This is a genomic window from Variovorax robiniae (assembly GCF_037889955.1).
GTDB lineage: Bacteria > Pseudomonadota > Gammaproteobacteria > Burkholderiales > Burkholderiaceae_C > Variovorax > Variovorax robiniae.
This window is the reverse complement of record NZ_JBBKZS010000001.1, coordinates 654,207-680,780: the sequence shown is the minus strand read 5'-3', so window position 1 is coordinate 680,780 and position 26,574 is coordinate 654,207. Positions and strand designations below refer to the sequence as shown.

The 26,574-nt window shown below is 66.5% G+C and carries 22 protein-coding genes; 10 read left to right on the top strand and 12 right to left on the bottom strand.

Annotated features, from left to right (window positions below; translation table 11 throughout):
* Positions 1 to 13: 13 nt before the first annotated feature.
* On the top strand, positions 14 to 1,558 hold the full coding sequence (locus WKW79_RS02930; protein ID WP_340333591.1) for a caspase family protein: 1,545 nt from the start codon (positions 14 to 16) through the stop codon (positions 1,556 to 1,558).
* Between the two features lie 16 nt (positions 1,559 to 1,574).
* On the opposite strand, the gene WKW79_RS02925 is transcribed toward WKW79_RS02930, so the two are convergent.
* Complete coding sequence (locus tag WKW79_RS02925) at positions 1,575 to 2,165, bottom strand: NADPH-dependent FMN reductase (protein WP_340333590.1); 591 nt, start codon at positions 2,163 to 2,165, stop codon at positions 1,575 to 1,577.
* An 84-nt stretch (positions 2,166 to 2,249) separates the two neighbouring features.
* Here WKW79_RS02925 and WKW79_RS02920 point away from each other — a divergent pair, with 84 nt between their 5' ends.
* A complete protein-coding gene (locus WKW79_RS02920; RefSeq protein ID WP_340333589.1) occupies positions 2,250 to 3,188 on the top strand; it encodes a pseudouridine-5'-phosphate glycosidase in 939 nt (312 codons plus the stop codon).
* A gap of 35 nt (positions 3,189 to 3,223) precedes the next feature.
* On the opposite strand, the gene WKW79_RS02915 is transcribed toward WKW79_RS02920, so the two are convergent.
* The 5 genes from WKW79_RS02915 to WKW79_RS02895 all read right to left on the bottom strand — a co-directional run bounded on the left by WKW79_RS02915 (position 3,224) and on the right by WKW79_RS02895 (position 9,800).
* Positions 3,224 to 4,231, bottom strand: coding sequence for an NAD(P)-dependent oxidoreductase (locus WKW79_RS02915; protein WP_340333588.1), 1,008 nt, complete (start codon positions 4,229 to 4,231; stop codon positions 3,224 to 3,226).
* A complete protein-coding gene (locus WKW79_RS02910; protein ID WP_340333587.1) occupies positions 4,228 to 5,289 on the bottom strand; it encodes a LacI family DNA-binding transcriptional regulator in 1,062 nt (353 codons plus the stop codon). The genes WKW79_RS02915 and WKW79_RS02910 overlap by 4 nt, the downstream gene beginning before the upstream one ends.
* A gap of 28 nt (positions 5,290 to 5,317) precedes the next feature.
* Complete coding sequence (locus tag WKW79_RS02905) at positions 5,318 to 7,213, bottom strand: TRAP transporter large permease (protein WP_422823791.1); 1,896 nt, start codon at positions 7,211 to 7,213, stop codon at positions 5,318 to 5,320.
* 1 nt (position 7,214) lies between these two features.
* Positions 7,215 to 8,246, bottom strand: coding sequence for a TRAP transporter substrate-binding protein (locus WKW79_RS02900; RefSeq protein WP_340333586.1), 1,032 nt, complete (start codon positions 8,244 to 8,246; stop codon positions 7,215 to 7,217).
* Between the two features lie 192 nt (positions 8,247 to 8,438).
* Positions 8,439 to 9,800 carry an MFS transporter gene (locus WKW79_RS02895; protein WP_340333585.1) on the bottom strand — a complete coding sequence of 454 codons (1,362 nt, stop codon included), beginning with the start codon at positions 9,798 to 9,800 and terminating at the stop codon, positions 8,439 to 8,441.
* A 211-nt stretch (positions 9,801 to 10,011) separates the two neighbouring features.
* On the opposite strand from WKW79_RS02895, the gene ligD reads away from it, so the two are divergent.
* On the top strand, positions 10,012 to 12,486 hold the full coding sequence (ligD, locus tag WKW79_RS02890) for a DNA ligase D (protein ID WP_340333584.1): 2,475 nt from the start codon (positions 10,012 to 10,014) through the stop codon (positions 12,484 to 12,486).
* Positions 12,487 to 12,493: 7 nt separating this feature from the next.
* On the opposite strand, the gene WKW79_RS02885 is transcribed toward ligD, so the two are convergent.
* Both WKW79_RS02885 and WKW79_RS02880 read right to left on the bottom strand, forming a co-directional pair.
* Positions 12,494 to 12,865, bottom strand: coding sequence for a hypothetical protein (locus WKW79_RS02885; protein ID WP_340333583.1), 372 nt, complete (start codon positions 12,863 to 12,865; stop codon positions 12,494 to 12,496).
* Positions 12,866 to 13,137: 272 nt separating this feature from the next.
* A complete protein-coding gene (locus WKW79_RS02880; protein ID WP_340333582.1) occupies positions 13,138 to 13,644 on the bottom strand; it encodes a hypothetical protein in 507 nt (168 codons plus the stop codon).
* 10 nt (positions 13,645 to 13,654) lie between these two features.
* Here WKW79_RS02880 and ku point away from each other — a divergent pair, with 10 nt between their 5' ends.
* From ku to WKW79_RS02860, 4 genes are all read left to right on the top strand, one after another.
* Positions 13,655 to 14,602 (top strand): non-homologous end joining protein Ku, encoded by a 948-nt coding sequence (ku, locus tag WKW79_RS02875; protein WP_340333581.1) that lies wholly within the window; start codon positions 13,655 to 13,657, stop codon positions 14,600 to 14,602.
* Complete coding sequence (locus WKW79_RS02870) at positions 14,603 to 15,466, top strand: tetratricopeptide repeat protein (RefSeq protein ID WP_340333580.1); 864 nt, start codon at positions 14,603 to 14,605, stop codon at positions 15,464 to 15,466.
* A gap of 153 nt (positions 15,467 to 15,619) precedes the next feature.
* The gene (locus WKW79_RS02865) at positions 15,620 to 16,420 is read left to right on the top strand and encodes an esterase/lipase family protein (RefSeq protein WP_340333579.1); all 801 of its coding nucleotides are present in this window, start codon (positions 15,620 to 15,622) and stop codon (positions 16,418 to 16,420) included.
* Between the two features lie 24 nt (positions 16,421 to 16,444).
* The gene (locus tag WKW79_RS02860; RefSeq protein ID WP_340333578.1) at positions 16,445 to 16,939 is read left to right on the top strand and encodes a hypothetical protein; all 495 of its coding nucleotides are present in this window, start codon (positions 16,445 to 16,447) and stop codon (positions 16,937 to 16,939) included.
* Between the two features lie 37 nt (positions 16,940 to 16,976).
* Here WKW79_RS02860 and WKW79_RS02855 read toward each other — a convergent pair whose 3' ends face one another.
* Positions 16,977 to 19,286 (bottom strand): helicase C-terminal domain-containing protein, encoded by a 2,310-nt coding sequence (locus WKW79_RS02855; RefSeq protein WP_340333577.1) that lies wholly within the window; start codon positions 19,284 to 19,286, stop codon positions 16,977 to 16,979.
* Between the two features lie 179 nt (positions 19,287 to 19,465).
* On the opposite strand from WKW79_RS02855, the gene WKW79_RS02850 reads away from it, so the two are divergent.
* Positions 19,466 to 19,639 (top strand): DUF3563 family protein, encoded by a 174-nt coding sequence (locus WKW79_RS02850; protein WP_340333576.1) that lies wholly within the window; start codon positions 19,466 to 19,468, stop codon positions 19,637 to 19,639.
* 66 nt (positions 19,640 to 19,705) lie between these two features.
* Here the strand turns inward: WKW79_RS02850 and WKW79_RS02845 are convergent, their stop codons facing one another.
* From WKW79_RS02845 to WKW79_RS02835, 3 genes are all read right to left on the bottom strand, one after another.
* Entirely contained in the window at positions 19,706 to 20,395 is a 690-nt protein-coding gene (locus WKW79_RS02845; protein ID WP_340333575.1) for an alpha/beta hydrolase family protein, read from the bottom strand.
* A 104-nt stretch (positions 20,396 to 20,499) separates the two neighbouring features.
* A complete protein-coding gene (locus WKW79_RS02840; RefSeq protein WP_340333574.1) occupies positions 20,500 to 20,709 on the bottom strand; it encodes a hypothetical protein in 210 nt (69 codons plus the stop codon).
* A gap of 115 nt (positions 20,710 to 20,824) precedes the next feature.
* Complete coding sequence (locus WKW79_RS02835; protein ID WP_340333573.1) at positions 20,825 to 24,349, bottom strand: ATP-binding protein; 3,525 nt, start codon at positions 24,347 to 24,349, stop codon at positions 20,825 to 20,827.
* A 223-nt stretch (positions 24,350 to 24,572) separates the two neighbouring features.
* Between WKW79_RS02835 and WKW79_RS02830 the strand changes: the two genes are divergently transcribed.
* Both WKW79_RS02830 and WKW79_RS02825 read left to right on the top strand, forming a co-directional pair.
* Positions 24,573 to 25,352, top strand: a complete 780-nt coding sequence (locus WKW79_RS02830; protein WP_340333844.1) for a GntR family transcriptional regulator — start codon at positions 24,573 to 24,575, stop codon at positions 25,350 to 25,352.
* 19 nt (positions 25,353 to 25,371) lie between these two features.
* Positions 25,372 to 26,574, top strand: a complete 1,203-nt coding sequence (locus tag WKW79_RS02825; RefSeq protein ID WP_340333572.1) for an ABC transporter substrate-binding protein — start codon at positions 25,372 to 25,374, stop codon at positions 26,572 to 26,574.

Genomic DNA, 26,574 nt, shown 5'->3' with positions numbered 1-26,574 from the left:
GATATTCGACCGCATGTCCATCCTCCGCCTGGTCGCCTGCTGGCTCATGCTCGCGTTGCAGATCGCTCCCGCGCTGGCGCAGGACCGGCCGGCCGACCGGCGCATCGCCTTGGTGATCGGCAATTCCGAGTACTCGCGGGCGCGGCTCGGCAACCCCGAGAACGACGCCAGGCTGATCGCCGGCAACCTGCGCAAGCTGGGCTTCGAGGTCAACGAGCAACTCAACATCGGCGTGCTGCAGTTCAGGCGGGTGCTGCGCGAGTTCGCGCGCCAGGTGCAGAAGGACGATGCCACAGCGGTGCTGTACTACGCCGGCCACGGCATGCAGATCGACGGGCGCAACTACCTGTTGCCGGTGGACATCAACCTGCGCGACCAGGAGGAGGTGAAGGACGAGTCGGTCGACATCGACGAGCTGTTCCTCAGCCGCATCGACAAGGTGGGCTCGCACCCGCGCATCGTGATCCTGGACGCTTGCCGGGACAACCCGTTCACGAAGAAGACGCGCAACATCAATTCGGCCGGCGGCCTGGCTGAGATGGGCGCGCGCGGCACCTTGATCGCCTTTGCATCCGCGCCCGGCGCGCCGGCGGAAGACGGCCCGGACGGCAGCAACAGCATCTACACCCGCAGCCTCGCCCAGGAGATCATGGTGCCGGGCATCGAGGTCGAGCAGATGTTCAAGAACGTGCGGGTCAAGGTGTTGCGCGATACGGCCGGAAGGCAGTTGCCTTGGGTCAATACCTCGCTGACATCGGATTTCAGCTTCAACCCTTCAGCGGGCCGGCCGCCTGCCGCTGCGCAGGCGAGCGTGCGGCCTGCTGCGGCGCCTCGTCCGGAAGCGGCGACGCCTGCGCCTGCTGCGTTGCCTGCCGCCCCGGCGCAGGAGCAGGCCGCGAAAGACAAGGACATCGAGAGCTTCCTGGCGCGCACGCAGCGCGAGGCGGCCTCGGCGCCACCACAGCCCGCAGTACCGCAGTTATCGACGCCGGCACCCGCCGCCGTGGCGATTGCGCCACCGCCGGCACGCGCGCCCGCGCCAGCGCCTTTGGCGCCGCTCGCGCCCCAGCCGTTGGCTGCCGCGGTGCCTCCCCCCACGGCCGTGCCCGAAACCGCGCGTCCGTCTCCGCCATCCACCACCGTGGCGGCCGCCAGGCCAAGTGCGCAAGCCGCCCCGGCGAATGCGCCACTGCTCGGGCAGGCACGCGCTTTCCTTTCCCAGGATGAGCTCCAGAAGTTGCTGGCCGACAAGAAGCTCACGCTGCGGGAGATCGGAGCCAAGACTTTCTACAACCTGGACCTGCGAAACGGTGGCCGCGTCTACTTCTACAGCGTGGGGACGAACCAAACCAGCATCAGCGTCGTGGGCCGCTGGGATTTGAAGGCCGACGGCAGCTTCTGCGCGAAGTTCAACCCGACCTTGACGGGTTCACCGACCGATGCAACCAAGGCGGAGGACGGCTGCTGGCTGTTTTTCCGCGAGGGCGAGAAGCTCATGCGTGTCAACGCCTCGTCGCCTGACGCGCGGGCCCAGGCGGAGGTCGTGAGCATCAAGTAGATCGATGGGGCTGGCTTCAGTAGGGCGGCGCCTTCCGCTCGCGCTGCGCCCGCGCCGCCTCGGTCCACCAGGCCAGGTCATCCGCGAAGCGCCCGAAGGACCGGTCCAGCGACTGGCCGCCACTCCCGATGGGCTTGCCTTCCGCGTCCAGTGTCTGCGAGATCGGCCCGACCGCGAGCGTGCTCGAGATGACCACCATCCCCATCTCGGACAGGATCGAATGCCAGACCGTGCCGGAGCGGACGCCGGAGAAGCGTCCGGCGGAATAGCTCGCGATGGCGGCCGGCCGCCAGAACCATTCCTCGAGGAAGTGATCCGTCAGGTTCTTCAGGCCGGGTTGCGGGCCCCAGTTGTATTCGCCGGTCACGAAGACGAAGGCATCGGCGCCGCGGATGCTCTCGGCCAGCGCTTCCATCCGGGGTGGCGCGCTGCCCTTGGGATATTCCTTGTACATGCGGTCGAGCATGGGCAGGTCGATGGCCTTGGCGTCCATCAGTTCCGCGTCGGCGCCGCGCGCCCGCAGTTTCGCGACGATGTAGTCCGCGAGGCGCACACCCATCCGGTCGGACCGGTACGAGCCGTAGAACACCAGGATCTTGTCAGCCATGTCCGCTCCATCCTCGGGAAGAAGGCAATGGGGCCGAGGCTACAGTAAGGCCGTCCCTTCCACCAACGAAAGCACAGCCCCGACATGCCCGCCAACCTTGCCGCCTCGTGGCTCGTCTTCAGTGCCCCGGTGGCTGCCGCCCAGGCGGCGGGCCGCCCGATCGTGGCGCTGGAGTCCACCATCATCGCGCACGGCATGCCGTATCCGGAGAACGTCCGGACAGCGCGCGAAGTCGAGGCGCTCATCCGCGACCTCGGCGCAGAGCCGGCCACCATCGCGCTGATCGGCGGCAGGATCCGCATCGGCCTTGCGGACGATGAACTGGAGTTGCTCGGCCGCTCTGGCCAGGCCGCCAAGGTCAGTCGACGCGATCTTCCCGCGGTGCTCGCCAGCGGCAGCCTGGGCGCCACCACCGTGGCCGGCACGATGATCTGCGCGGCGCTGGCCGGCATCGAGGTCTTCGTCACGGGCGGCCTGGGTGGCGTGCATCGCGGTGCGCCGGAGACTTTCGACATCTCGGCCGACTTGCAGGAATTGGCGCGGACGTCCGTGGCCGTGGTGTGTGCAGGCGCCAAGTCCATCCTCGACATCGGGCTCACGCTGGAATACCTGGAGACGTACGGCGTGCCGGTGCTGAGTTGCGAGCAGGACAACTTCGCCGCTTTCTACACGCGCGACAGCGGCTTTCGCGCGGACTACCGACTGGACGATGCAGCGGCGCAGGCGCGCTTCATCCGCACCAAGTGGGACCTGGGCCTGGCCGGTGGCGTGGTGTTGAGCACGCCGGTGCCGGAGGCGGCGGCCATGCCGCGCGAGGAGATCGATGCCATCACCGCGCAGGCCCTCGCCGAATGCGCAACGCAAGGCATCACCGGCAAGGCCGTCACGCCGTTCCTGCTGGCCCGTATCAAGGCACTGACGGGCGGGCGCAGCCTGTCGACCAACATCGCGCTGGTGAAGCACAACGCCGAAGTGGGTGCGCGGCTAGCCGTGGCGATGCGCCGCGATCCCGCTGCGCTGTAGCGGGTCGCGGACGACAGACCCGTTTCAGCGGCCCGTCAGGGCTGCGCGGTGGCGGCGCAACCCTGGCGCCAGCGGAAGGCTTGCTGCGCGTTGACGGCGCCTTGCGGCACCTGGCCTTGCATCAGTGCGGCGACCTGCGAGACAGTTTCCATCGCCTGGTGCTCGATGGCCGGCGGCGTCAGGCCGCCGATGTGCGGCGTGGCGATGACGCGCGGATGCGCTGCGATCGAAGGCGTCGGCATCTGGTCGGGCGCCCGGCCCACGTCCATCGCACAACCCGCGATGGTTCCGGCGTCCAGGGCCGCGAGCAGCGCGGCCTCGTCGAGCAGTTCGCCGCGCGATGCGTTGATGAAGTACGCGTGCGGCTGCATCAGCGAGAAGGCACGCGCGTTCATCATGTTCTCGGTGGCTTTGGTGGCCGCGGCCAGGCATACGACGTGGTCAGACATGCGCAGCAACTCGTCGAAGCCGACCTGCGGCAGTTCCGCGCGACCTGTCTCCGCAAAGGGGTCGTGCACGACGACGCGCATGCCGAGCGCGAGTGCCACGTCGCACAGGTGCCGGCTGATCTGGCCGTAGCCGATGACACCCAGCGTCGAGCCGCGCAGTTCACGCCCCATCACCGGCGGCGCCGGCCGGCCTGCGTGGAACAGCGCCGCGGACGCGCTGATGCCGCGGCTCAGGTCGATCATCACGCCGACGATCCATTCCGTCACCGAGGGAATGAAGCCCGCACTGGCCTGCGTCACGAGCACGCCGTGCCGGTTCGCGGCCTCGATGTCGATGTTGCGAATGTCGATGGCGCAGCGCACGAAGGCCTTGAGCCGGGGCAGGGCGGCGAACAGCGCCTCGTCGCCCGCGGTCTGCCGGTACGAGACGATCACGTCGCAGTCCTGCGCCAGCGCGGCCAGGGCGGCGGGCGAGAGCGGAGCGTCGCCGGGGTTGAAGCGCACCTGCGCAATTGCCTGCAGCGCGGCCGTGGCCTTGGCACCGTAGTACTGCGCCAATTGGCCGGGGGAGTGGCTCACGAAGACAGTCGTCATCGGCTGCCTCTGCGCGATGGGCGCGGCGGCGGCGCCACCGAGTCGCGCATGACCAAGGTGGGCTGGAACATGAACTCGCCGGTGGGAATGTCGGCATCGACCAGGCGGCTCATCACCCGCTCGACCATCACCTGCGCCATCTCCGGGACGGGCACGCGCACGCTGGTCATGGCAGGGTTCATCAGGCCCGACAGGAAGACGTTGTCGATGCCGACCACCGACACGTCGCGCGGCACCGACAGCCCCGCGTCCCTGAAACCCGCCATCAACCCGAACGCGAGGATGTCGTTGACGCCGACCACGCCGGTCGGGCGCTGCTTCGCCTTCGCGAGCAGCCCGGCCTGCATGCGGCCGAGCTCGCTCATCATCGAGTCGCCGTATTCGTCGACCGGCAGGCCCTCGACGACCTGCGCGGTCGCCTCGACACCACCCACCCTGGCCGCATGCAGGAAGCCGTTGATCTTCTCGTTGCGGCTCATCGTGCGGCCCGATGGCGTGACATAGGCGATGTGCTTGTGCCCTTGCGCAATCAGGTGCTCCGTCGCGAGCCGCGCCGACTCGAAGCTGTCGACCGACACGTGATCGATCACCGACGCCACGCCGGGCGTGGCACGGCGGTCATAGCTCACCATCACCAGCCCGCGCTCGCCGGCGCGCTCGAAGTGCTGCTCGTCGATCAGCGACGAGATGATGATCACGCCGCGCACGCCATGCGCCATGAGGTCGTCGAAGAAGCGCGCCTCCTTGTCCCGGTCGCGGTAGGTGTTGCCGATCATGATGCGGAAGCCGTGGCGCTCCTGCGCCAGCGTCTCGATCTCGCGCGCGATGAAGCCGTACATCGGGTTGGCCATCGACGGCACCAGCACGCCGAGCAGCGGCGTGTGGCCGGTCTTCAGCTGGCGCGCCGAGGTGTTGGGCCGGTATTTCAGCTCGCGGATGGCCGCCTCGACGCGCGCAAGCGTCTCGGACTTCATGCGGTCGTTGCGGCCGTTCAATACGTTCGACACCGTGCTGGTCGACACGCCGGCACGGTTGGCCACATCGTGGATGCTGCTCAATCAATCTCTCCAGGTCATCGGTTGCACTCTACAGCCCCATGCGCGTCGGCAGCCAGAGCGAGAAGGCCGGCACCAGCGCCAGCAGCACCAGCGTCACGAACAGCACGACCAGGTATTTCATCATCGGACGGGCCACATCCTTCACCTGCGTGCCGGTGATCGCGCAGGTCGCGAACAGCCCCAGTCCCACAGGCGGCGCGAACAGGCCCAGTCCCATCGCGATCACCATCACCGTGCCGAAGTGCAGCGGGTTCACGCCCAGCTGCGCGGCAATGGGCGTCAGCAGAGGGCCGAAGATGATCAACGCCGGCGCACCTTCCAGCACCGCGCCGAACAGGATCATGATGAGCATCGACAGCAGCACGAACATGGTGCTGCCGTACGAATGCGCGAAGCCGATCATGAAGGAGGAGAGGTACTGCGGGATCTGCTGGATCGTCAGCGCGAAAGACAGGCTCGACGCCGCCGCGACGATGAACAGGATGCCGCCCGCCATCGAGGCCGAGCGCACGAACAACTGCACCACCGACCGGACCGTGAGCTCGCGAAACGCCAGCCAGCCGATCACCAGCGCATACATCACCGCGAAGGCCGACACCTCGGTCGACGTCGCGACGCCGGAGGTGACGCCCTTGCCGATCATCGCCACCATGATGAGCGCGACCAGCGCGCCGCCGAGCAGGCGCAGCATCGGCGTGCGCACGTCGAAGGCTTCGTCCGGATTGATCTTGTGGCCGACGTAGATCGTCACGGCTGCCAGCGACAAGGCCAGCACGGCCGCCGGCACCAGGCCCGCCATGAACAGCCCGGCAATCGAGATGTTGGCGACGAAGCCCATGATGATCATGTTGATGCAGGGCGGGATCGTCTCGGCCATGACGGCGGTGCAGGCGAGCAGGCCGGCGGTTTCGTTCGGGTCCTGCTTCGTCTTGCGCACCGCCGGCATGATGATCCCGCCCACCGCGGCGATGTCGGCCAGCTTGGAGCCCGACACGCCGGAGAAGAAGGCCGTTGCCGTGATCGTGATCAGCCCCAGTCCGCCACGCAGCCGGCCGAACATGCGCAGCAGCAGCTCGATCAGCCGCGAGGACATGCCGTTGGCTTCCATCAGCAGGCCGGCCAGCACGAAGAAGGGAATCGCCAGCAGCACGTAGTGGTCGGTGCCCGCCATCACCTGCTGCGAATACACCAGCATCGGGAGCGATGGGTCGGCCATGAAATAGACCAGCGACGACAAGGCCAGCACGAAGGCAATCGGCAGGCCCAGCAGCAGGCCGCCGAGGAAGGCCGTGGTGAGCAGCATCCAGGGCGCGATCGCATGCGTTGGCATCCACGTATTCCATGCGCAGACGAAGGCCACCATGGCGAGGCCGACCCCGAGCGTGCCCCACACCACGCGCGGCGGCCCGTTCACCGCGTTCGCCAGGCCGAACAGCGTCATGAACAGGCTGCCGATCGCCACCGGGTAGACGTACATCCATTGCGGAAAGCCGATCGGCGTGGTCATGCTGTAGGAATCGACCAGCAGTTCGCACGACGACGCGAACAGGCTCGCCGACACGCCGACGATGATCCAGCCGCTGAACTGCACCAGCGCCGGTTGCCAGCTTTCCGGCAGCATCCCGCGGAACAGGTCGATGCCCACGTGCCGGCTGCGCGCCAGCACCGTCGCCGCGCCGAAGAACACCTGGATGATCATCAGCGCGCGCGCCACTTCCTCGGCCCAGTCGAAGGGTGAATGCAGGAAGTAGCGGAACACGACCGAGACGAACACCACCATCACGTCGACGGCCAGCACCGCACCGGCGACGTATTCGGTGAAGTGCATCAGCCTGGCCAGCCAGCGGCCCGAGGCATGGCTGACGTCGAATCCCAAGGCCGGGGCGGCAGGCGAATCGGGGAGGGCGGGCAGGACGGTGGACATGTCAGCCGCGCGCGGCGGAGATGGAGGCGAACAGGGGCGCGGTGTCGGGGTACTGCTTCGCGAAGCCGGTCCAGAGCCTCTCGTCCATTTCCTTGCGGACCTGGTCGCGCTCGTTCTTCGCCATGGGCGCGAAGGTGATGCCCAGCTTCTTCAGTTCCTCGATGGCCTGCGTGCCTTTGGTCGCGCCGATCGTGCGTTGCTGCGTTGTGGCGTCGGCGGCGGCTTTCAGGAAGGCGGGACGCAGGTCGGCCGGAATCCTGTCCATCGCGCGCTTGCCGGCCACGCACACCATCGGGCTGAACAGGTGCTCGGTGGTCCAGCAATGCTTGACCACCTCGTTGAGCTTGTTGGCGACCACGGTGGCCGCGTCATGCTCGAAGCCATCGACCACGCCGGTCTGCGCCGCCATGTAGAGCTCACCAAAGGAGATCGGCGTCGGGATCGCGCCCATGATCTTGAAGGTCTCGATGAAGGCCGGCGTGGGCAGCACGCGCAGCTTGACGTTCTTGATGTCGGCCAGCGACTTGACCGGCTGCTTGGTGTACACACTGCGCGCGCCGAAGTGCTGGGCCCAGGTGATGACCTGGCAGCCCGTGCCCTTCTGCAGCATGTCATTCAGCTTGGCGCCCACGCCGCCGTCGAGCGACTTGGCCACATGCTCGTAGCTGTCGAACAGGTAGCCCAGGTCGAGCATGCCGAACTGCGGCGTGACCGTGGCCCAGATCGACGAGCCGGTGGTCATCATGTCGATCGAGCCCACTTTGACCTGCTGCACCACGTCGGCTTCCTTGCCGAGCTGGTTGTTGGGGAAGTAGTCGATGCGGATCTGGTCGCCGACGGCGGCCTTCAGGTTCGTCTGCATCAGCTGGGTCCACACGAAGTGGGCCGAGTTCTGGTCGGCCGCCAGCGACGAGGAAAGCCGCAGCGCGATCGGGGCCTGCGCGCCGGCCGTCCTCGACACGCCAAGAGTTGCCGCCGCGAGGGAGACAGCCGAGGAAGCCTGGACGAACCTGCGCCTGGAAATCATGGTCATCTTGTGTCTCCTGTCTTGGGTGAAACGGCTCCATCGCGATTGGTGGAACGATTTACTGTATCGATACACAAAAAGACGGTCAACGCGATGGCGCTAGGTGTATTCCTTGGTGTAGGCGCAAGCGCAGCGCCAAGAAAAAGTCCCGCGGCGGGCGGAACCCGGCGCGGGACTTCAGTGGGCAGATGCGTGCGTTCAGTGCACGGCGACCTTCGGTCCCGGCACGTAGCCGGCCTTGCGCTTGCCAACCACGGCCACCAGAAGCGAGCCGCAGATGAAATAGGCCACCATCACCGCGTAGATGCCGGCGGTGGGGCTGCCCGTGGCCTTGGTGATCGCCGCGTTGATCGAAGGAAACACCGACGGGCCGATGGCGCCCAGGCTGCTCACGAAGGCGATGCCACCTGCAGCCGATGCCTTCGGCAGGTACTCGGTGGCGGCGGTCCAGAAGAGCGGCGTGGCGCTGGTCATGCCGATCGTTGCGATGCACAGTGCCAGCAGGGAGCCGGTGAGATTGCCGATGGTGAGGGTCGTGATGCCCATGCCGATGGCGGCCAGCGCGACGGAAATGAAATAGTGGAAGCGCCGCTCGCCCGTCCTGTCCGAATTGCGGCCCACCAGGATCATGCCGATCACGCCGAACACGTTCGGAATCGCGGCGAGCAGGCCGACATGCAGCACGTCCTTGACACCCCAACTCTGGATCAGGGTGGGGGTGTAGAAGATGATGGTGTAGGCACAGCCCAGCAGGATGAAGTACGACGCTGCGAATACGTAGACCTTCGGGTCGCGCAGCACTTGTCCGAAGGAGTGGCCGCCGTGGGCGTCGTTGTTGCCGGGGTCCGTCTCGAGGTTGTAGCGCACCAGGTTCTTCTCGGCATCGGAAAGCCACTTGGCCTGGTCCGGCTTGTCATCCAGGCACAGGAACACCAGGGCGCCCAGGATGACGGCCGGAACGCCCTGGGTCAGGAACAGCCACTGCCAGCCATGCCAGCCGTTCAGGCCGTCCATGTACTTGAGCGTCGCACCGGAGATGGGGCCAGCCAGCACGCTGATGATGGCCGTCGCCGACATGAAGATCGCGATCACCTGCCCGCGCCGCACCGACGGATACCAGTAGGTGAAGTAGAGGATGACGCCCGGGAAGAAGCCCGCCTCGCACGCGCCGAGGATGAAGCGAACAATGTAGAACTCGGTGGGTGTCGTGACGTACATCATCCCCGCGGCACAGGCTCCCCACAGGAGCATGATGCGGAGCATCGTCTTGCGCGCGCCGATCTTTGCCAGCAGGAGGTTGCTCGGTACCTCGAACAACAGGTAGCCGACGAAGAACATGCCCGCGCCCAGCGCGTAGACCTCGTTGTCCCAGGGCAGCGTCTTCTTCATGCCCAGTTGCGCATAGCCGACGTTGACCCGGTCAAGGAACGCGATCATGTAGGAAAGCAGGAGGATGGGCAGGAGCCGCCAACCTATCTTCCTGTAGAGCGCTTCAACCCGGCCTTTGTCGGCGGCGTGCGCGGCCGGAGTGCCTGGAACGGCACTTGCGTTTGAACTCATCGATTTGCCTCCCACGCGTCAATGCGCGTATTTTTTGTGCGGCGATGCTAAAGGTGCGATATTTTTGGCAGGTGTCGCATGAGAGACAGATAGGGTTTGCGTTGATGTCCTGCGTCAAATCGATGCATCGACTGACACGTCATGCAATGAATGGAAAAGTAAACAGTTGGAAATTGCAATCAATTAGGGACCATTCGAATCCGAAGGCAGCATGTCCGACGATCTACTGAAGCGCTACCGCGCGAAACGCAATTTCGCCATCACGCCCGAGCCTGCCGAAGGTGGAACAGCGCGTTCCGGTTCACTTGCGTTCGTCATCCAGAAGCATTGGGCCAGCCGTTTGCACTACGACTTTCGGCTCGAACTCGACGGTGTGATGAAAAGCTGGGCGGTGCCCAAGGGCCCCAGCTACGACACGCACGACAAGCGCATGGCGATGCAGGTGGAAGACCATCCGATCGCCTACAACCAGTTCGAAGGCGTGATCCCCAAGGGCCAGTACGGCGCGGGCAAGGTGGTGATCTGGGACGAGGGCACCTGGACGCCACTGGAGGATGCCCGCAAGGGCTACCGCGAGGGCATGCTCAAGTTCGAACTGGACGGGCACAAGATGCACGGGCGCTGGGCCTTGATCCGCATCAAGGGGCGTGACGGCGGCAAGCAGGTCCCGTGGTTGCTCATCAAGGAAAAGGATGCCTTCGTCAGACCGGCGGCGGAATTCAGCGTGGTCGACGAAATGCCCGACAGCGTGGTGCCGCTGCGAGCCCGCGCCGCATCGACACCCAAGGCGCCTGCGCGCAAGTCGCGCGGGAAATCATCGGTCGACATGCCCGGCGAGGCGGCGGCTCTGCCTCCCAAGTTGCAGCCGCAGTTGGCCGCGCTGGTCGACAGCATTCCGGCCAGCGTGGCGGAGTGGTCGTATGAACTGAAGCTCGACGGGTACCGCCTGCTGGCACGTGTCGATGGCAAGGCGGTGCAACTGTTCACCCGCAACGGCCATGACTGGACGCACAAGCTCGCGCAACTGGTCACCGCGATCCAGTCGTTGAAGCTCGACTCAGGCTGGCTCGACGGCGAGATCGTCGTGCTCGACGACAAGGGCTTGCCCGACTTCCAGGCACTGCAGAATGCCTTCGACAACAGCCGCACCGCGGGCATCGTCTACTACCTGTTCGACGCGCCCTTTCTCAATGGCCGCGACTTGCGCAAGGAGGCGCTGGAGGTCCGTCGCGCGATCCTGCACAAGTTGCTGGCCCGTCCGCCCGCGGCACTGCGCTTCAGCGAGAGCTTCGATGCGCGGCCACAAGACCTGCTGGCTTCCGCATGCCGCATGGGCCTCGAAGGCCTGATCGGCAAGCGACGCGACGCGCCCTACGTCATGCGCCGCGCGGACACCTGGATCAAGCTCAAGTGCGTGCAGCGGCAGGAATTCGTCATCGCCGGCTATACCGATCCCCGAGGCGCGCGCAACGGTTTCGGCTCGCTGCTGCTGGCGGTGCACGACGACGAAGGCAGGCTGAACTACGCCGGCAACGTCGGCACGGGATTCGACGAGAAGACGCTGGTCGACCTGAAGAAGCGCCTCGATGCCCTGGCCACGCGCAAGTCGCCGCTCAGCGGGCCGACCGAACTGGACCGCACGGCGCACTGGGTGGAGCCCCAACTGCTGGCGGAGGTGAGCTTTGGCGACTGGACCCGCACCGGGAGCATCCGGCATGCGGTGTTCCACGGGCTGCGCGCCGACAAGCCGGCAAAGGCGATCACTCGCGAACGGCCCCAGGAGGTGCCATCCATGGCTGCACGACCGTCCACTGCAACGATGCCCAAGGTCACCCATCCGGAGCGCGTCATCGATCCATCGACCGGCTTGACGAAACTGGACCTGGTGCGCTTCTACGGGTTGGTGGCGCCGCTGCTGCTGGTGCATCTGAAGGCCCGCCCGGTGTCGCTGGTGCGCGCTCCGTCGGGTGTGCAGGGCGAGTTGTTCTTCCAGAAGCACCTCGAAGGCCGCATGCCGGGCGTGAAGACGCTGGACACGGCGCTGGATCCGGACCATCCCGCCTACCTGGAAGTGCCGAGCGTGCAAGCGGTGCTGTCGGCGGCGCAGATGAACGTGGTGGAGTTCCACACCTGGAACGCCGTCAAGACTTCCATCGGCAAGCCCGATCGCATGACCTTCGACCTCGACCCCGGCGAGGGCGTCGCATGGAAGTCGATGCAGAAGGCGGCGCACCTGGTTCGCGTGCTGTTGAACGAGCTGGGCCTGACCTCATTCGTCAAGACCAGCGGTGGCAAGGGGCTGCATGTGGTGGTACCGCTGAAGAAGCAGCACGACTGGGAAACGGTGAAGTCGTTCTCGCAGGCCGTCGTGCAACACCTTGCGCGGACCATTCCCCAGTTGTTCGTCGCGAAGAGCGGGCCGAAGAACCGGGTCGGGAAGATCTTTCCGGACTACCTGCGCAACGGCTTCGGCGCCACCACGGCGTCGGCATGGTCGGCGCGGGCGAGGCCGGGGCTGGGCGTGTCGATTCCGCTGGCGTGGGATGAAGTCGAGGAGATTCGCGGAGGCGCGCAGTGGACCATTGCCAATATTCACGAACGGCTCGACCAGGGTAACGATCCGTGGGATGGCTACGCGCCGCAGGGCTTGGCGAAGGCGATGAAGCTGCTGGACTTCACGCCCTGATTCGAAATCACCAGGCTGCCACCGCGTTGAACGGCACTTGCGCCGAGGTGGGCTCGATATCACCAAAGCTTGTTTCGTTGGCGGCCGACAGCGCGAGCACCTTGTCGGCCAACGGGTAGTACCAGCCGGCGCCGTCGATCGCGTCCTCGATGTCCTCCTCGATGCCTGCCCCGTCGGCCGAGACTTCAGACTTGACGGCGGGCGCTGCTGTGGCGTCCACGCTTTCGGTAGAGGTCTGCGTCAGTGGCGGTCCCTCGCGGGAGAAAAGCAAGGTGCAGAAGGACAGGAGCGTGATTCCGAACAGCGCCTGCCAGCCAATGAACAACACCACTGCGCCGGTGAGGAGCAGGCTGAAAAGGAGGAAAAGCGGATTCTTCATGCCGCCAATGGTGCCTTCTTTGGGATGGATTTACCAGTCGCCCAATAGAGATTATTCACATTATTTACGTGTGTAATTGGCGGGTGTTGTACGAAGGCACTACGTTTTGGATGTGTTTGGTATTAATTTGACCGTTAAAAAAATATCACCCATTTGGGGGTATTTGGCAGGATTGATCTTGTAGGAGAGTGCCTACACAATTCGCGCTCATCTCAGCCAGGCGTCAGAGAAATCTTTGTAGGATGCATCCTACATGCAATTGTGTTGATGTCCTACTTGCTTTTTCTGGCTTCGCAAACTTCAAAAAAGTAATCGGGCCTGATGAACCGGTCGCAGGCGGCGCTACAGAGGGAGGGTACGCATCGTCCGGTCATCGCATGAGGGCGGGTGTGGGGCAGCTTCCAAGGCTTTCGAAGGTTGCGCTGCACATTCCAATTGGCCTGAAAACTCGCGTCCTCTCGTTTTCTATCAGTTGCTTCAATAAGCCGCTCAATATTGAGATGTGTTGCGGGTACTTCGCGCCATGATGGCTTTATTTCGATGTTCCAATGCGTAACTGCAGTCGAATTGGAAGAATTCCGTTGGCGAATTGCGGGTTGTGTCTGCAATTGCCGCCGGCGTGGCTCGGCTGCTCCCGCGGAAGGGCTTGGCGATTGGAATCCTGCCGGTAGCTTTGCATCGCTAATTCGGCCTGCAATTGCAGGCTTGTTGCGGCGCGGCAGCATCCGGCTTGTCAAATCGCCAGAAAGTGGCAAGCTGCAAGCCGTTGCTTCGCTCATGGAGAAGTCGATGGCTGCTCGCTCCCTTGCATCCCTGTCGCTCGGCTTTGGCCTGGTGTCGATTCCGGTGCGCCTGTACTCGGCGACGGAGAGCGCCGGCACGGTGCGCTTCAACCTGCTGACCAAGGACGGCGCCCGGGTGAAGCAGCAGTACGTGTCGGAGAAGGATCCGTCTATCGTCGTGCCGCGCTCGGACATGGTGAAGGGCTACGAGTTCGAGAAGGACCGATACGTGCTGTTCGAGCCCGCCGAACTGAAGTCGCTGGAGGAGGGCGGGAGCCACCTGATCGACATCGTCTCCTTCATTCCCGAGAAGGCGGTCGACCCGATCTACTACGACAAGGCCTACTTCCTCGCTCCCGACAAGCGCGGCGGAAAGCCCTACAACCTGTTGAAGGCGGCGATGCTCGAAAGCGGCCGCTGTGCGCTGGCGCGATGGGTATGGAAGTCGAAGCAATACGTGGTGCAGGTGCGCGCGCAGGGCGAGGGCCTGGTGCTGCAGCAACTGCTGTATGCGGACGAGGTGCGTTCGCTGAAGGACCTGGACATCGAGCAGATGACGCCCTCGGCGCCCGAGCTCAAGCTCGCGCTCCAGTTGATCGACCAGATCTCCGCCGACACCTACGAGCCGACCATGTTCGAGGACGAGGAGAAGAAGCGCATCCTGGCCGCGATCGACGCCAAGATCGAAGGCAAGCAGGTGGTGGCGGTCGAGCATCCGGACGAGGCGCACGGCGGCGCCGAGGTGATCGACCTCACCGAGATGCTGCGCGCCAGCCTCTCGCGCGGCGCCGGCGGCGCCAAGCAGCCCGCCAAGCGCCCGGCCCGGCCCGCGGCTGCGGACGAAGCGGAAGTTGTCACGCCGATCGCGTCGCCCAAGGGCGCCAAGCGCGCACCCAAGGCGGCCAAGGCGACGGATGAAGCCGCGGCGCCGGTGCGCGCACGCGCCCGAAAGTAAGTGGGAGCCGCCGCGCCGCCCGCATCCACGGCCGATTCGCTGCGCGGCATTCGCCAGGCGTCCGGCCTGAGCCGGCACGCGGTCTCCAAGCTGATCGAACTCGGCTTCGTGGACCCCGCGCGCGAGCCGGGCGGCGGCTGGCGCTTCACCTTCCAGGACCTGGTGCTGCTGCGCTCGGCCCATGACCTGCGCGCGGCGGGGATTCCGACGCGGCAGATCCTGCGCTCGCTGCGGCGCCTCAAGGGTTCGCTGCCTGCGGAGGCGCCGGTCAGCGGCTTGCGCATCACGGCGGTGGGCGACCGCATCGCCGTGCGGGCGGGCGGCTCGCAGTGGGAGCCGGACACGGGCCAGTTGGTGATGGACTTCAGCGTGGCGCCGGGCACTGGCGCTTCCGGTTCCGTCAGCCAGCTGTCGAAGCCGGCGCCGAACAAGCCAGGCGCTGCGCCGCCGGTCGATGTCGACGCGATCTTTGCGCAGGCGGAAGACCTCGAGGAGACCGATGTCGCCGCGGCCGAGGCGGCCTACCGGCGTGTGCTGGCGCTGCAGCCGTCGCATGCGCATGCGTACCTCAACCTTGGCTTCATGATGTGCGAAGGCGGGCGCTGCGAAGATGCCGTCCGGCTGCTGGACGAGGCGATCCTGCATTGCCCCGACGACCCGCTGGTGCACTACAACCGCGCCGTGGCCCTCGAAGGCCTGGACCGTGTGCAGGAGGCGCTGGAAAGTTATGAGCAGTGCCTGCGCTTGCAGCCGGACATCGCCGATGCGCACCAGAATGCGGCCCTGCTGTATGCGCGCGAGGGCCGGCATCAACTGGCGATCCGGCATTTCAGCGCCTATCGGCGGCTGTCGTCGAAGCCCTGAAACCTGAAAGTCACTGGCCCGTTCCCTGCGGGGCCGTTGCGCGGACCCACCCCTCGCTTGCTCGAAATCCGGCGCGCACTGCCGCCTGCGTCTGACTTCCGGCCCGGCGCGGCGGGCGCAGTCTTTGCCTCACTTCGACATCAGGGCATCGCAATGGAAAGCGTTCTTCAGTTCACCCCCGCGTCCACGCGCTTCGAGTCGCAAGGCTTCGAGCCGCCCTCGCGCTGGCTCATGCTGGCCGAGGCCCGCGCCGTCTATGAGGCCGGCGCCGCACTCGCGCTGTGGCCCCTGTTGCAATTGACGCCGCGCGGTGACGGCCATGCGGTGCTGGTGCTGCCCGGGCTGGGCGCCGGCGATCGATCCACGGAACTGATGCGGCGCTTCCTGCGCAGCCGTGGTTATGACGCGCATGGCTGGGGCCAGGGACAGAACCTCGGGCCTCGCGCCGGCGTGGAGGCCCGCATGCTGCGCAAGCTCAAGTCGCTGCACCAGTCCAGCGGCAAGGTGAGCCTGGTCGGTTGGAGCCTGGGCGGCGTGTTCGCCCGCATGATGGCTTCGCTCCAGCCCGACATGGTGCGCAGCGTCGTCACGCTGGGCACGCCCTTTACCGGCAGCCCGCGCGCCACCCGGGCATGGCACATCTACGAAAAGGTCAGCGGCCAGCCCTCCGACGACGCGGCGCGCCGCCAGCTCGTGACGCCGACGCCGCCGGTGCCGACCACCTCCATCTTCAGCCGCACGGACGGCGTGGTGTCGTGGCGCTGCAGCGTGGAGCAGCCGGGCGTAGCGGCCGAGAACATCGAGGTGCTGGCGAGTCACCTCGGGTTGGGCGCGCATCCGGCCGTGCTCTATGCGCTGGCCGATCGGCTGGCGCAGCGGCCGGATCAGTGGCGGCCCTTCGATCGCTCGCGCCTTGGCGCCTGGGTGTACCCGGATCCGGCGCGGCCGCATTGACGCGAGGGGCCGCGCGCCAAGGCCATGCCGCAACACCTTTCCGACCGGGAGGCAGTCGCCGCCATGCTGGTGATGATGGTCCGCGCGCGGCTGATCGCCGCCCGTGACAGCAGGACGCTGCGCACCGGCCTGCAGGCCAGCGTACCGGTGAGCGAGCGGCCTGCCGTCCGACGCGGTCTCGATGCCTTGCTGGACCACGGCATCCTGGCGATGAATGGGGAGTTCATCGGCTTCTCGTCGAAGGGGCGGATGTACCTGGCCCACGTGCAGCAGGCGCAGGGCCGTACACCATCTGCCTATGAGCACGACGACCAGAGCCCTGCCGTGCTGGCTGGCTTGATCGAGGCCATCGAACAGGACGAGCGCTTCGAGCCCTACGCCAGCATCGAGGCGGTCCAGTCGCTGCCGATGCGGCTCGAACAGCTTGGCAGGAAGCGCAGGTCGCCGTCCAGGTTGCGCTGGCTCTTGCCGCTGGCGCTGGCGGCGGGAGCGGCTGTAGTCTATGCAGTGAGGATGTAGCAGGCGCTCTGTCGCAACCCGATCCGGAATCCCTTGTTCATCGGCCTGCGCGCTCCACCTGCCACCACGCCGGCAGCAGCCCGCGCACCTCGGGCCGGTCGAACCGATCGTCCAGCAGGTAGACGACGCCGGTATCGTTTTCGGTGCGGATCACACGGCCGGCCGCCTGCACCACCTTGCGCAGGCCGGGATAGAGGTAGGTGTAGTTGTAGCCCTCGCCGGGGAAGAGCGTCTCCATGCGCTCGCGCATGACCTCGTTCATGGCGTTGTGGTTCGGCAGGCCGAGGCTGGCGATGAAGGCGCCGATCAGCCGGTCGCCCGGCAGGTCCACGCCTTCGCCGAAAGCGCCCCCCAGCACCGCGAAGCCGACGCCTTGACCACCCGCCTGGAAGCGCGCGACAAAGGCTTCGCGATCGGCCTCCGCCATGCGCCGCGATTGCGACCAGGTGGGGATGCCGGGCCAGCGCTGCGCAAAGCTGGCATGCGCTGCGTCGAGGTAGTCGAAGCTGCTGAAGAAAGCGAGATAGTTGCCCGGCCGTCGCATGAACTGGGCGCCGATCAGGTCGGTCAATGCGTCGAGCGAACCGGCGCGGTGCTGGAAGCGCGTCGAGATGTGCGGCGTCACCTGCACGCTCAATTGATGGGCCTGGAAGGGCGAGGCTACGTCCAGCTCCAGCGTGTCGTCAGGCAGGCCCAGCACGTCGCGGTAGAAGGGGAAGGGCGCGAGCGTACCGGAAAAGCAGACGGTGGACATCGATGCCGCGAAGCGCGGCTTGAGGAAGGGCGCAGGCACGAGGTTGCGGATGGTGAGCGCATCCTCGTCGCCATCGTCGCCCGACGTGACCTCGAACACCGAATGCGTGCCGAAGGCATCCGCCAGGCGCAGGAAGTACACCATGTCGAAGAAGAAGCGCTGCAGTGGACCGTGCGCGTCCTTGGGTACGGCGGCGAAGTGCTCGGCGATGGCCGACACGGCCTCCTGCAGGGGTTGCAGCAACGAGTCCGGAATGTCTTCGAGCGCCGCGTAGCTGGAGGCTTGTTGCGCCTGCAGCGCGCGCCATTCCCGGCGCAGCACGGCCAGCCTTGGCTTGATGCCGGTGGGTGCGACGCGCAGCGCATCGTCGAAAGGTTGCGCGGTCAGCGGCGCCGTGTACATGCCACGGGCACGCTCCAGCAGGTTGTGGGCCTCGTCGACCAGCACGGTGACGCGCCACTCCTCCTCCTTCGTCAGCGCGTAGAGGAAGGCGCTGCTGTCGAAGTAGTAGTTGTAGTCCGCGACGATGACATCGCTCCAGCGCGCCATTTCCTGCGCGAGGAAGTAGGGGCAGACGGCATGGGCCTGGGCGATGTTTCGCAAGGTCGGGCGGCTGAGTTCGCGCGTGGCGATGGCTTCGCGGCGGGCATCGGGCAGGCGGTCGTAGAAGCCGCGCGCCAGCGGGCAAGCCTCGCCGTCGCAGGACTTGCCGGGATGCTCGCAAGCCTTCTCGCGTGCCGTGAGTTCCAGCACGCGCAGCGATTCGGCGTCGCGGCCCGCGAGGCCCAGCGCCTCGAGCGCGACCGCGCGCCCCGGGGTCTTGGCGGTGAGGAAGAAGACCTTCTGGGTCTTGTGGGCGCCCCAGCCGCGGAGCAAGGGCCAGGTGGTAGCGACCGTCTTGCCGATGCCGGTGGGCGCCTGCGCGATGAGGCAGCGCGCTGCGCCCGCGGCGCGGTAGACGCCCTGGGCCAGTTCGCGCTGGCCGGGCCTGAAGGCCGTGTGCGGAAAGGACAGTGCTTCGAGTTCGGCCTGGAGCGCACGATGCCGGTCGCCTTGCCGTTCAGCCCAGGCCATGAAGCTCGCGCAGAGTTGCTCGAAATGGGCGCGCAGGGCATCGCGAGGCCAACGCTCCTCCAGCACGGTTTCCTCGCCGCTGGCCAGGTCGAGGTAGACCAGCGCCACGGAGATCTCGTCCAGTGACTCGCGCTCGCACAGCATCCAGCCGTAGCACTTGGCCTGCGCCCAGTGCAGTGCGCGGTGGTTCGCACGGATCGCGTCGAAGCGGCCGCGAAAGGTCTTGATCTCCTCGACGCGCCGGTGCCCGGCGTCGTAGCCGTCGGCGCGCCCGCGCACCAGCAGTCCCGAACTGGTGGCGGAAAGCGACACCTCGCGTTCGTAGCCCGCGCCGCGGCGCGATTGCACCAGGCTGTGGCCGGCCATGCCTTCCTGTGCACTGGGCACCGGCACGAAGCGGAAGTCCAGGTCGCCCTCCTTGGCGCCGAAGGCGCACAAGGCCTTGACAGAGACCGCGGGGCACGCGGCCGGCGGCGGCTGCGTCAGGGCGGTGGCGGTGACGGTGGCTTCGGATGACATCGGACGGACGAATCAGGGCAGGCGAGTGGGGCGGCAAGGTTTCGCCGAACCGTGAAGTATCTCCACAAGCCCCTTCGAGTTAGTTGGTTGTATACACGCCTGAAAACAGACGCTAGGGTAAACCCTATAAAATTCAGCCCATACCACAGATCAACCCAGTAACTCCAAAGGACTACACCGTGTCGCTCCTCCATCGTGCCATCGCCGCCCTGCAACGCAGCTTCCAGACCCAACAGGAAATCGAAGACGCCTTCCTGGCCGGCTCCGTCGACATCTATGACCTGGAGCGCCGCATGCGTGCCCTCGACCAGCGCGACACGCAAGAGCCTTTCCACCTGCGTCACTCGATCTAAGCCTCCGCAAGATCATTTCGGCAGCGGAGCGCCGGCAGGCACAACCTGCGAATGCTCCGTTTGAATTCAGGTCGCGGCCATGCGCCGGACCCATGCAGCGACGCTGTCGAGCACCTGCACCAGCACCTCGGCGTCATTGCGACCGGTGCGCTTGAGGACGTGGAAGGAATGATCCGCGTGCTCGATCTCCACGATCGTCGCCCGTTCTCCCAGGTCGCCAACGACCGAGCGGATCTTTTCCAGGTCGGCCAGCTTGTCGATCGTGCCCTGGATGAACAGCATCGGCACCCGCACATCGGACAGGTGCTTCGCGCGGGTGATGGACGGTTCCCCTGCGGGATGCAGCGGGAATCCCAGGAACACCAGCCCTGCCACTTCGGGCAACAGGCCTAGCGCCTGGGCCTGCGAAGTCATGCGGCCACCGAAGGACTTGCCGCCTGCCACCAAGGGCAGCGCGCCGAAGCGCCTTGACGCTTCCGCCACGGCCGCGCGCACCGTGGCATGCGCCTTGGCCGGCGCGTCCGGCCGCTTGCCGCCAGCCTCCATGTACGGGAATTGATAGCGCAGGGTCGCGATGCCGCGCTGCGCAAGGCCCTGGGCCGCGGCTTCCATGAAGCTGTGCGCCATGCCCGCGCCGGCGCCGTGGGCGAGGACGTAGCAGGCCACCGGGTCCGGCGGCGCCAGCACGAGGCCGGAGACGGTGGACCCGTCGTCGAGCGGGATGGTGACCGGTTGTGCAGTGGGGGTCGATGTCATGGCGGTGCCGTGGCCTGCTGGTTGGGGCACATGACTCTACAACTGCCGCCGGCCATTCCCGAACTCTTCCCTGCGCGGCATCCCTCGCGGAAGCCCGCGCACGCTCAGGCGCGCACTTCCGTTCGCGTGCAGACGAGTTCCTGGGCGAGGCGCATCCACATGGCGTGCAGTGCGTCGATCTGCTCTGTCTTCTGTTTCATCGCCCGGACATCGAGCAGGCCGCCGTTCATGACGGAGGCCATCATGTCCTGGTGTTGGTCGGTGGCGCGCTTCCACGCGTCGTAGGCCTCGGTCAACTGGTCTTGCGTGGTCATGGTGGGCTCATCCTGTGGCTGCGGGCAACTGCGGATGATCGGGCCGGCCGCGGCGCTCGCCTGTGCGCCGATGCCGACCCGGCTGTAGGCCGGGAGCCCGTCGCGCGAAGCCGTATCAGGAGTCAAGCGCTTGTCGCACCTTCAAAGCCAGTTCATCCACGCTGAAGGGTTTGGACAGAAGGCGCGTGTCCGCCCCCAGCCCGCCGTTGCGCAGGGTCGTGTTGCGCGTGTAGCCGGTGGTGAACAGCACCTTCAGGCCGGGCGCACGTTCGCGGGCGCGTTCGGCCAGTTCGCGGCCCGACATCTCGGGCATGACCATGTCGGTGAACAGCAGCGAAATGGCGCGCCCTTCGTCCATCATGCGCAAGGCATCGTGCGGGCTGGCCGCCTCGATGACCGTGTAGCCGAGTTCCCCGAGCGCTTCCACCGACACGTTGCGCAGCCGCTGCTCGTCCTCCACCACCATCACGACTTCGCCGGGCGTGCCGCGATGCGCCTGCGCGCGCTGGGCGACGGGCGCCACCGCCGGCACGGCATCGCCGAGGTGGCGGGGCAGGTAGATCCTCACGACCGTGCCCATGCGCGGCTCGGAGTACACCTTCACATGGCCGCCCGATTGCCGCACGAAGCCATAGACCTGGCTGAGGCCGAGGCCGGTGCCCTTGCCCACGCCCTTGGTCGTGAAGAACGGATCGAAGGCGCGGGCCATGACCTCGGGCGTCATGCCGATGCCGGTGTCGGTCGCGGCGATGAGCACGTATTCACCCGCGGGGATGGCGTACTCCTTCGCATCGGCTTCGTCGATGACGGCGCGCGATGTCTCGATGGAGAGCGTGCCGCCGTCGGGCATGGCGTCGCGGGCGTTCACGCACAGGTTGAGCAGCGCGTTCTCCAGTTGCGCCCGGTCGGCCATCACCGTGCCCACGTCCGCGCCGAGCACGGTTTCGACGCTGACCTGCTCGCCGAGCGTGCGCGTGAGCATGTCGCTCATGCCGGTGACCAGGGCGTTGGTATCGACCGGCTCGGGTGCCAGCGACTGCTGCCGCGAGAACGCGAGCAGCCGGTTGGTGAGGGCGGCGGCGCGGCGCGTGCCGTCGATGGCTGCGTCGACGAAGCGGTCGACATCGGTCTCTTCCTTGGCCAGCTTGCGCTGCAGCAGGTTCAGGCTGCCCATGATGACGGCGAGCATGTTGTTGAAGTCGTGCGCGATGCCGCCGGTGAGCTGGCCGACGGCTTCCATCTTCTGGACCTGGCGCAACTGCTCCTCGGCCCGCGTGCGCTCGTCGACCTCGTCGAGCACGCGTTGCTCCAGCGTGGCGTTGAGCGATTGCAGCGCGGCTTCGGCACGGCGGCGTTCCGCGACTTCGCGCTCGGCGGCCTGGAACAGGCGCGCGTTGTCGATGGCGATGGCGGCCTGTGCGGCGATGCCGACGAGCAGGCGTTCGGAGCGGGCGGTGAAGATGCCGGGCTCCGGATGGCCGAAGAAAAGGCCTCCCAGCACCTCGCCGGAGCGCGAGACCACCGGCGCGGCCAGGTAGCTGCGCACCGGCAGGTGGCCCTTGGGCATGCCGAAGTGCGGATGGTTCTTGCCGTAGCGCGTATCGAGCAGGATGTCGTCGGAGCGCACGATGCCTTCGCCGTTGAAGGTCGGGGCAAAGACCGCCGTGTTGCGCGGCATCGGGAACCTGGAGAAGGCCTCGCGTGGTGCGCCGGAGAGTGCATAGAGTGTGTAGCTCCCGCCGTCCTCGTCCAGCAGGTTGTAGAAGAATGCGCCGAAGGCCGCGCCGGTCAGCGCGGTGGCCGCATCGGTGACGACCTGCACCGCGCGCTCCAGGTTCAGTTCCGCGGCCACGGCCGTGCCGACCTGGTTGAGCAGCTCCAGGCTGCGGGCTTCCTCTTCCATCAGGCGCGAGCCTTGCAAGCGCGTCACCGACAGCTCGATGTTGGCCGCGACGCGGGCCAGCAGTTCACGCGCGCTGAAAGGCTTGACGAGGTAGTCGTCGGCGCCGCGGCGCAGGCCTTCGACCTTGGCTTCCTCCCCGGCGCGGGCCGAGAGGACGACGACCGGCACGGTGCGAAGCTCCGGGTCGCCGCGCAGCATGCGCAACAGCTCGAAGCCGTCGGCGCGCGGCATCATGACGTCGGTGAGGACCAGGTCGGGGCGCTGGCGGCGGGCCGCCTGGTAGGCATCCTCGCCGTTGGCGGTGCAGGTGAGTTCGTAGTGGGGCGAGAGCAGGCGACGCAGGTAGTCGCGCATGTCGGCGTTGTCGTCGGCGAGCAGGATGTGGGGGTGGGTGGCCGCGGCTTCGTCTGGCACCGGGGGTGGCGCTTCCCGGCCGCTTGTCGCGTCGATGTCTTCAGGCAGCCAGCGCAGCGCCTCGCTGACGAAGGCCTCGGCGCGCGTGGCTGTCGAGGCCTGGGTGCGCGGGGCGTCGAGACGGTCCTGTGGAAGATGTGCCGAGCCGAAGGGAACGCGGACGACGAAGCGGGTGCCGCGGCCGGGCTCGCTCTCGACCGACACCGTGCCCTTGTGCAGTTCGACCAGTTCCTTGACCAGCGCCAGGCCGATGCCGGTGCCCTCGTGCGTGCGGCCCTGCGCGCCTTCGACGCGATGGAAGCGGTCGAAGATGCGAGGCAGTTCGTCCGCGGAGATGCCGATGCCGGTGTCGCTGACACGCAGGACGGCCTGCCCCTCGGCCTCGCGCATGTCGACCGTGATGCCGCCTTCGAGCGTGAACTTGAAGGCGTTGGACAAGAGGTTGAGGACGATCTTCTCCCACATCTCGCGGTCGACGTGGACCAGCTGCGACAACGGCGGGGCGTGGATCGCCAGGGCGAGGCCGGCCTTCTCGCAGGCGGAGCGGAAGCTGCTGGCCAGGTCGCGCGTCAAGGCGGGGAGATCGACCGGCTGGTAGGCCGCCTGGATGCGACCCGCCTCCACGCGCGAGAAGTCCAGCAGCGTGTTGACGAGCTTTTGCAGGCGCAGACCGTTGCGCGCGGCGATCTCGACGCGCTCGCGCTGGCGGGCGCTCAAGGGCTCGTCGCCGTCGAGGAGGGCATCTTCGAGCGGGCCGAGCATCAGAGTCAGCGGCGTGCGGAACTCGTGGCTGATGTTGGCGAAGAAACGGGTCTTCACTTCGTCGAGCCTGGCCAGTTCCTCGCGCTGGCGGGCGATCTCGCGCTCCTGCGCCTTCTTCTCGGTGATGTCGCGGCCTTCGGCCGTGATGAAGACGACCTTGCCGGTGTCGTCGGTGACGGGGGAGAGCGAGGCGTCGATGATGATCGTCTCGGTGCCGCTGGCGCGGCCGTAGATCTCGGCGTCCCAGCGCACGAACTCGCCCTGGGCGGCGCGTTCGATGGAGGCGCGCAAGGTGGCGCCTTCGTCGCGGACCTGCCACCAGAAGGTGGTCCAGAAGGGCTTGCCCTCGACATCGGACAGCTTGATGCCGACGCCGTCCAGCGCGACCTGGTTGATCTCCAGCACCGTGCCCTGCGCATCCAGCAGGCCGACGAACTGGACCATGGAGTCCAGCGTGATGCGGGCGATTTTCTGCCGGTACAGCTCGCGCGTGTCGCCGGCCTGGAGCTGCGTGTCGCGGACGTTGACGAGGTGGGCCGCCATCGAGGGATTGATCGTCATCTGGGACAGGTTGGAAGCGCAGGTGCTCCGCACCTTGCGCCGCATCTCTCCCTGTGGCCACGAGCAGTCTTGTGTATCGGTCAAGCCGAGATGGCAACGCCACATCGACCTGAGAGATTACACGGGATCGAAGGTTCCACCAGCCAGCTGAATCCCGGATGAACTCCTTAAATGTCCTATTGACAGAACAATCGAAGCAACGAAACATGCGCACATGCCCCGCATGCCGCTGCCCAAGTACCACCAGATCTACCTGGTGCTGCGCGAGCAACTGGATGAAGGGCGCTTTGCGGATGGGCTGCCGGGCGAACTGGCGCTGGTGGCGCAGTTCGGCGTGGCGCGGGTCACGGTGCGGCGGGCGCTGGAGCAGCTGGCGGATGAAGGGCTGATCGCGCGGAATCCGGGGCGGCGCACGCGGGCTTTGCCTCCGGTTGCCCAGGCGAGCGCCGGCAGTGAAAGCACGGGCCGGGCCAACCTGCGCGGCCTGCTGGAGAACCTGGTGACGATGGGATTGCGCACTTCGGTCAAGGTGATCGACGTGGCGACCATCACCGCGTCGAGCCAGGTGGCCGAGGCCTTGAAGCTGGCGCCGGGCGATCCGGTGCAGAAGGCCGTGCGCGTTCGCTCCACGCGAGAGGGGCCGCTGTCGCACATCACGACCTACGTGCCTGGTGACATCGCGCGGCGCTTCGGCCGCCGCGAGCTGGCGAAGAAGCCGATCCTCATGCTGCTGGAGGAGTCCGGCGTCAAGGTCGGTCGCGCGCACCAGACGATCTCGGCTCGGCTGGCGGACAACGTGCTTGCAGAACATCTTGAAGTCTCTGTCGGCTCCGCACTGCTCGCCGTGCGGCGCCTCGTCTATGACGACGCCGAGCGGCCGGTGCAGTGGTTGCACGGCTTCTACCGGCCCGACCGCTACACCTACGAGATGCAACTGTCCCGCGTCGGCGACGTCGATGCCAAGGTGTGGGTCAGCCAGGATGTGTCAGCCCAGTTCAACTGAAGGAAAGAGAAGGCAAGTCATGCAGAACCGTCGTCGCTTCGTATCGCAGTCCGCCGCACTGGCGGGCGCCGTTGCGTTTCCCCTGGTGGCCGGCGCGCAGCCGAAGACTGTCAAGGTCGGGGTGCTGCATCCGGTGACAGGGGCGCTGGCCTATTCGGGCCAGCAATGCCGGCTGGGCGCGCAGATGGCCATCGAGGACATCAACAAGGCGGGCGGCATCAAGTCGCTGGGCGGGGCGCAGATCGAGGCGCTGCTGGGCGATGCGCAATCGACGCCGCAGGCCGGCACGGCCGAGGTGGAGAAGATGAACGAAGCGGGCGTGAGCGCGATCGTCGGCGCCTTCGCGTCGGCGATCTGCCTGGCGACGACGCAGGCGGCGGCCAAGTACAACCTGCCGCATGTGGTGGACGTGGGTGTGGCCGACCAGATCGTCGAGCGCGGGCTGAAGAACACCTTCCGCTTCGGCCCCGGCTACAAGAAGTGCGCGCAGATCGCGATGGCCAATCTGCTGGTGCTGAACAAGGCGGCCGGCAGTCCGGCGAAGACGGTGATGATCATCCACGAGGAGTCATTGTTCGGCACCGGCACGGCCAACCTGCTCGCGGCCGAGCTGCCGGGCTACGGCTTCGAGGTGAAGGAGGTGGTGAAGCACGCCAACCCGACGCGCGACTTCAACAACATCGTGCTGCGCATGAAGGCGATCAACCCGGACATCGTCATCCCCGCCAACTACTACAACGAATACGCGCTGCTGGTGCGCACGATGCAGCAGCAGAAGGTCACGCCCAAGGCGATCTTCTCGGTGCTGGGCGGGGCGGCGTCGAGCTACAAGTTCGTGAAGGAGTTTCCGGACGCGGCCAACGGCATCATCGACTGCAATCACTGGTTCAACCCGAAGGACAAGCGCTCTGCGGAACTGCGCAAGCGCGTGGAGGCGAAGGGGCAGTTCTTCAGCTACGAGGTCTTCATGACCTATACGGCGATGGGCCTGCTGGCCGATGCGATCGAACGGGCCAAGTCCACCGACCGCGCGGCCATCATCGATGCGCTGGCGTCGAGCACCTGGACGAACAACGTCATGCCGTATGGGCCGACGAGGTTCGTCAATGGGCAGAACGAAGGCGCACAGCCGTTGATGACGCAGGTGGTGAAGAACGACATCAAGGTGATCATTCCGCGCGACTATCGCGAAGTGGAGCCTCTTTTCCCGCTGCGCGCGTGA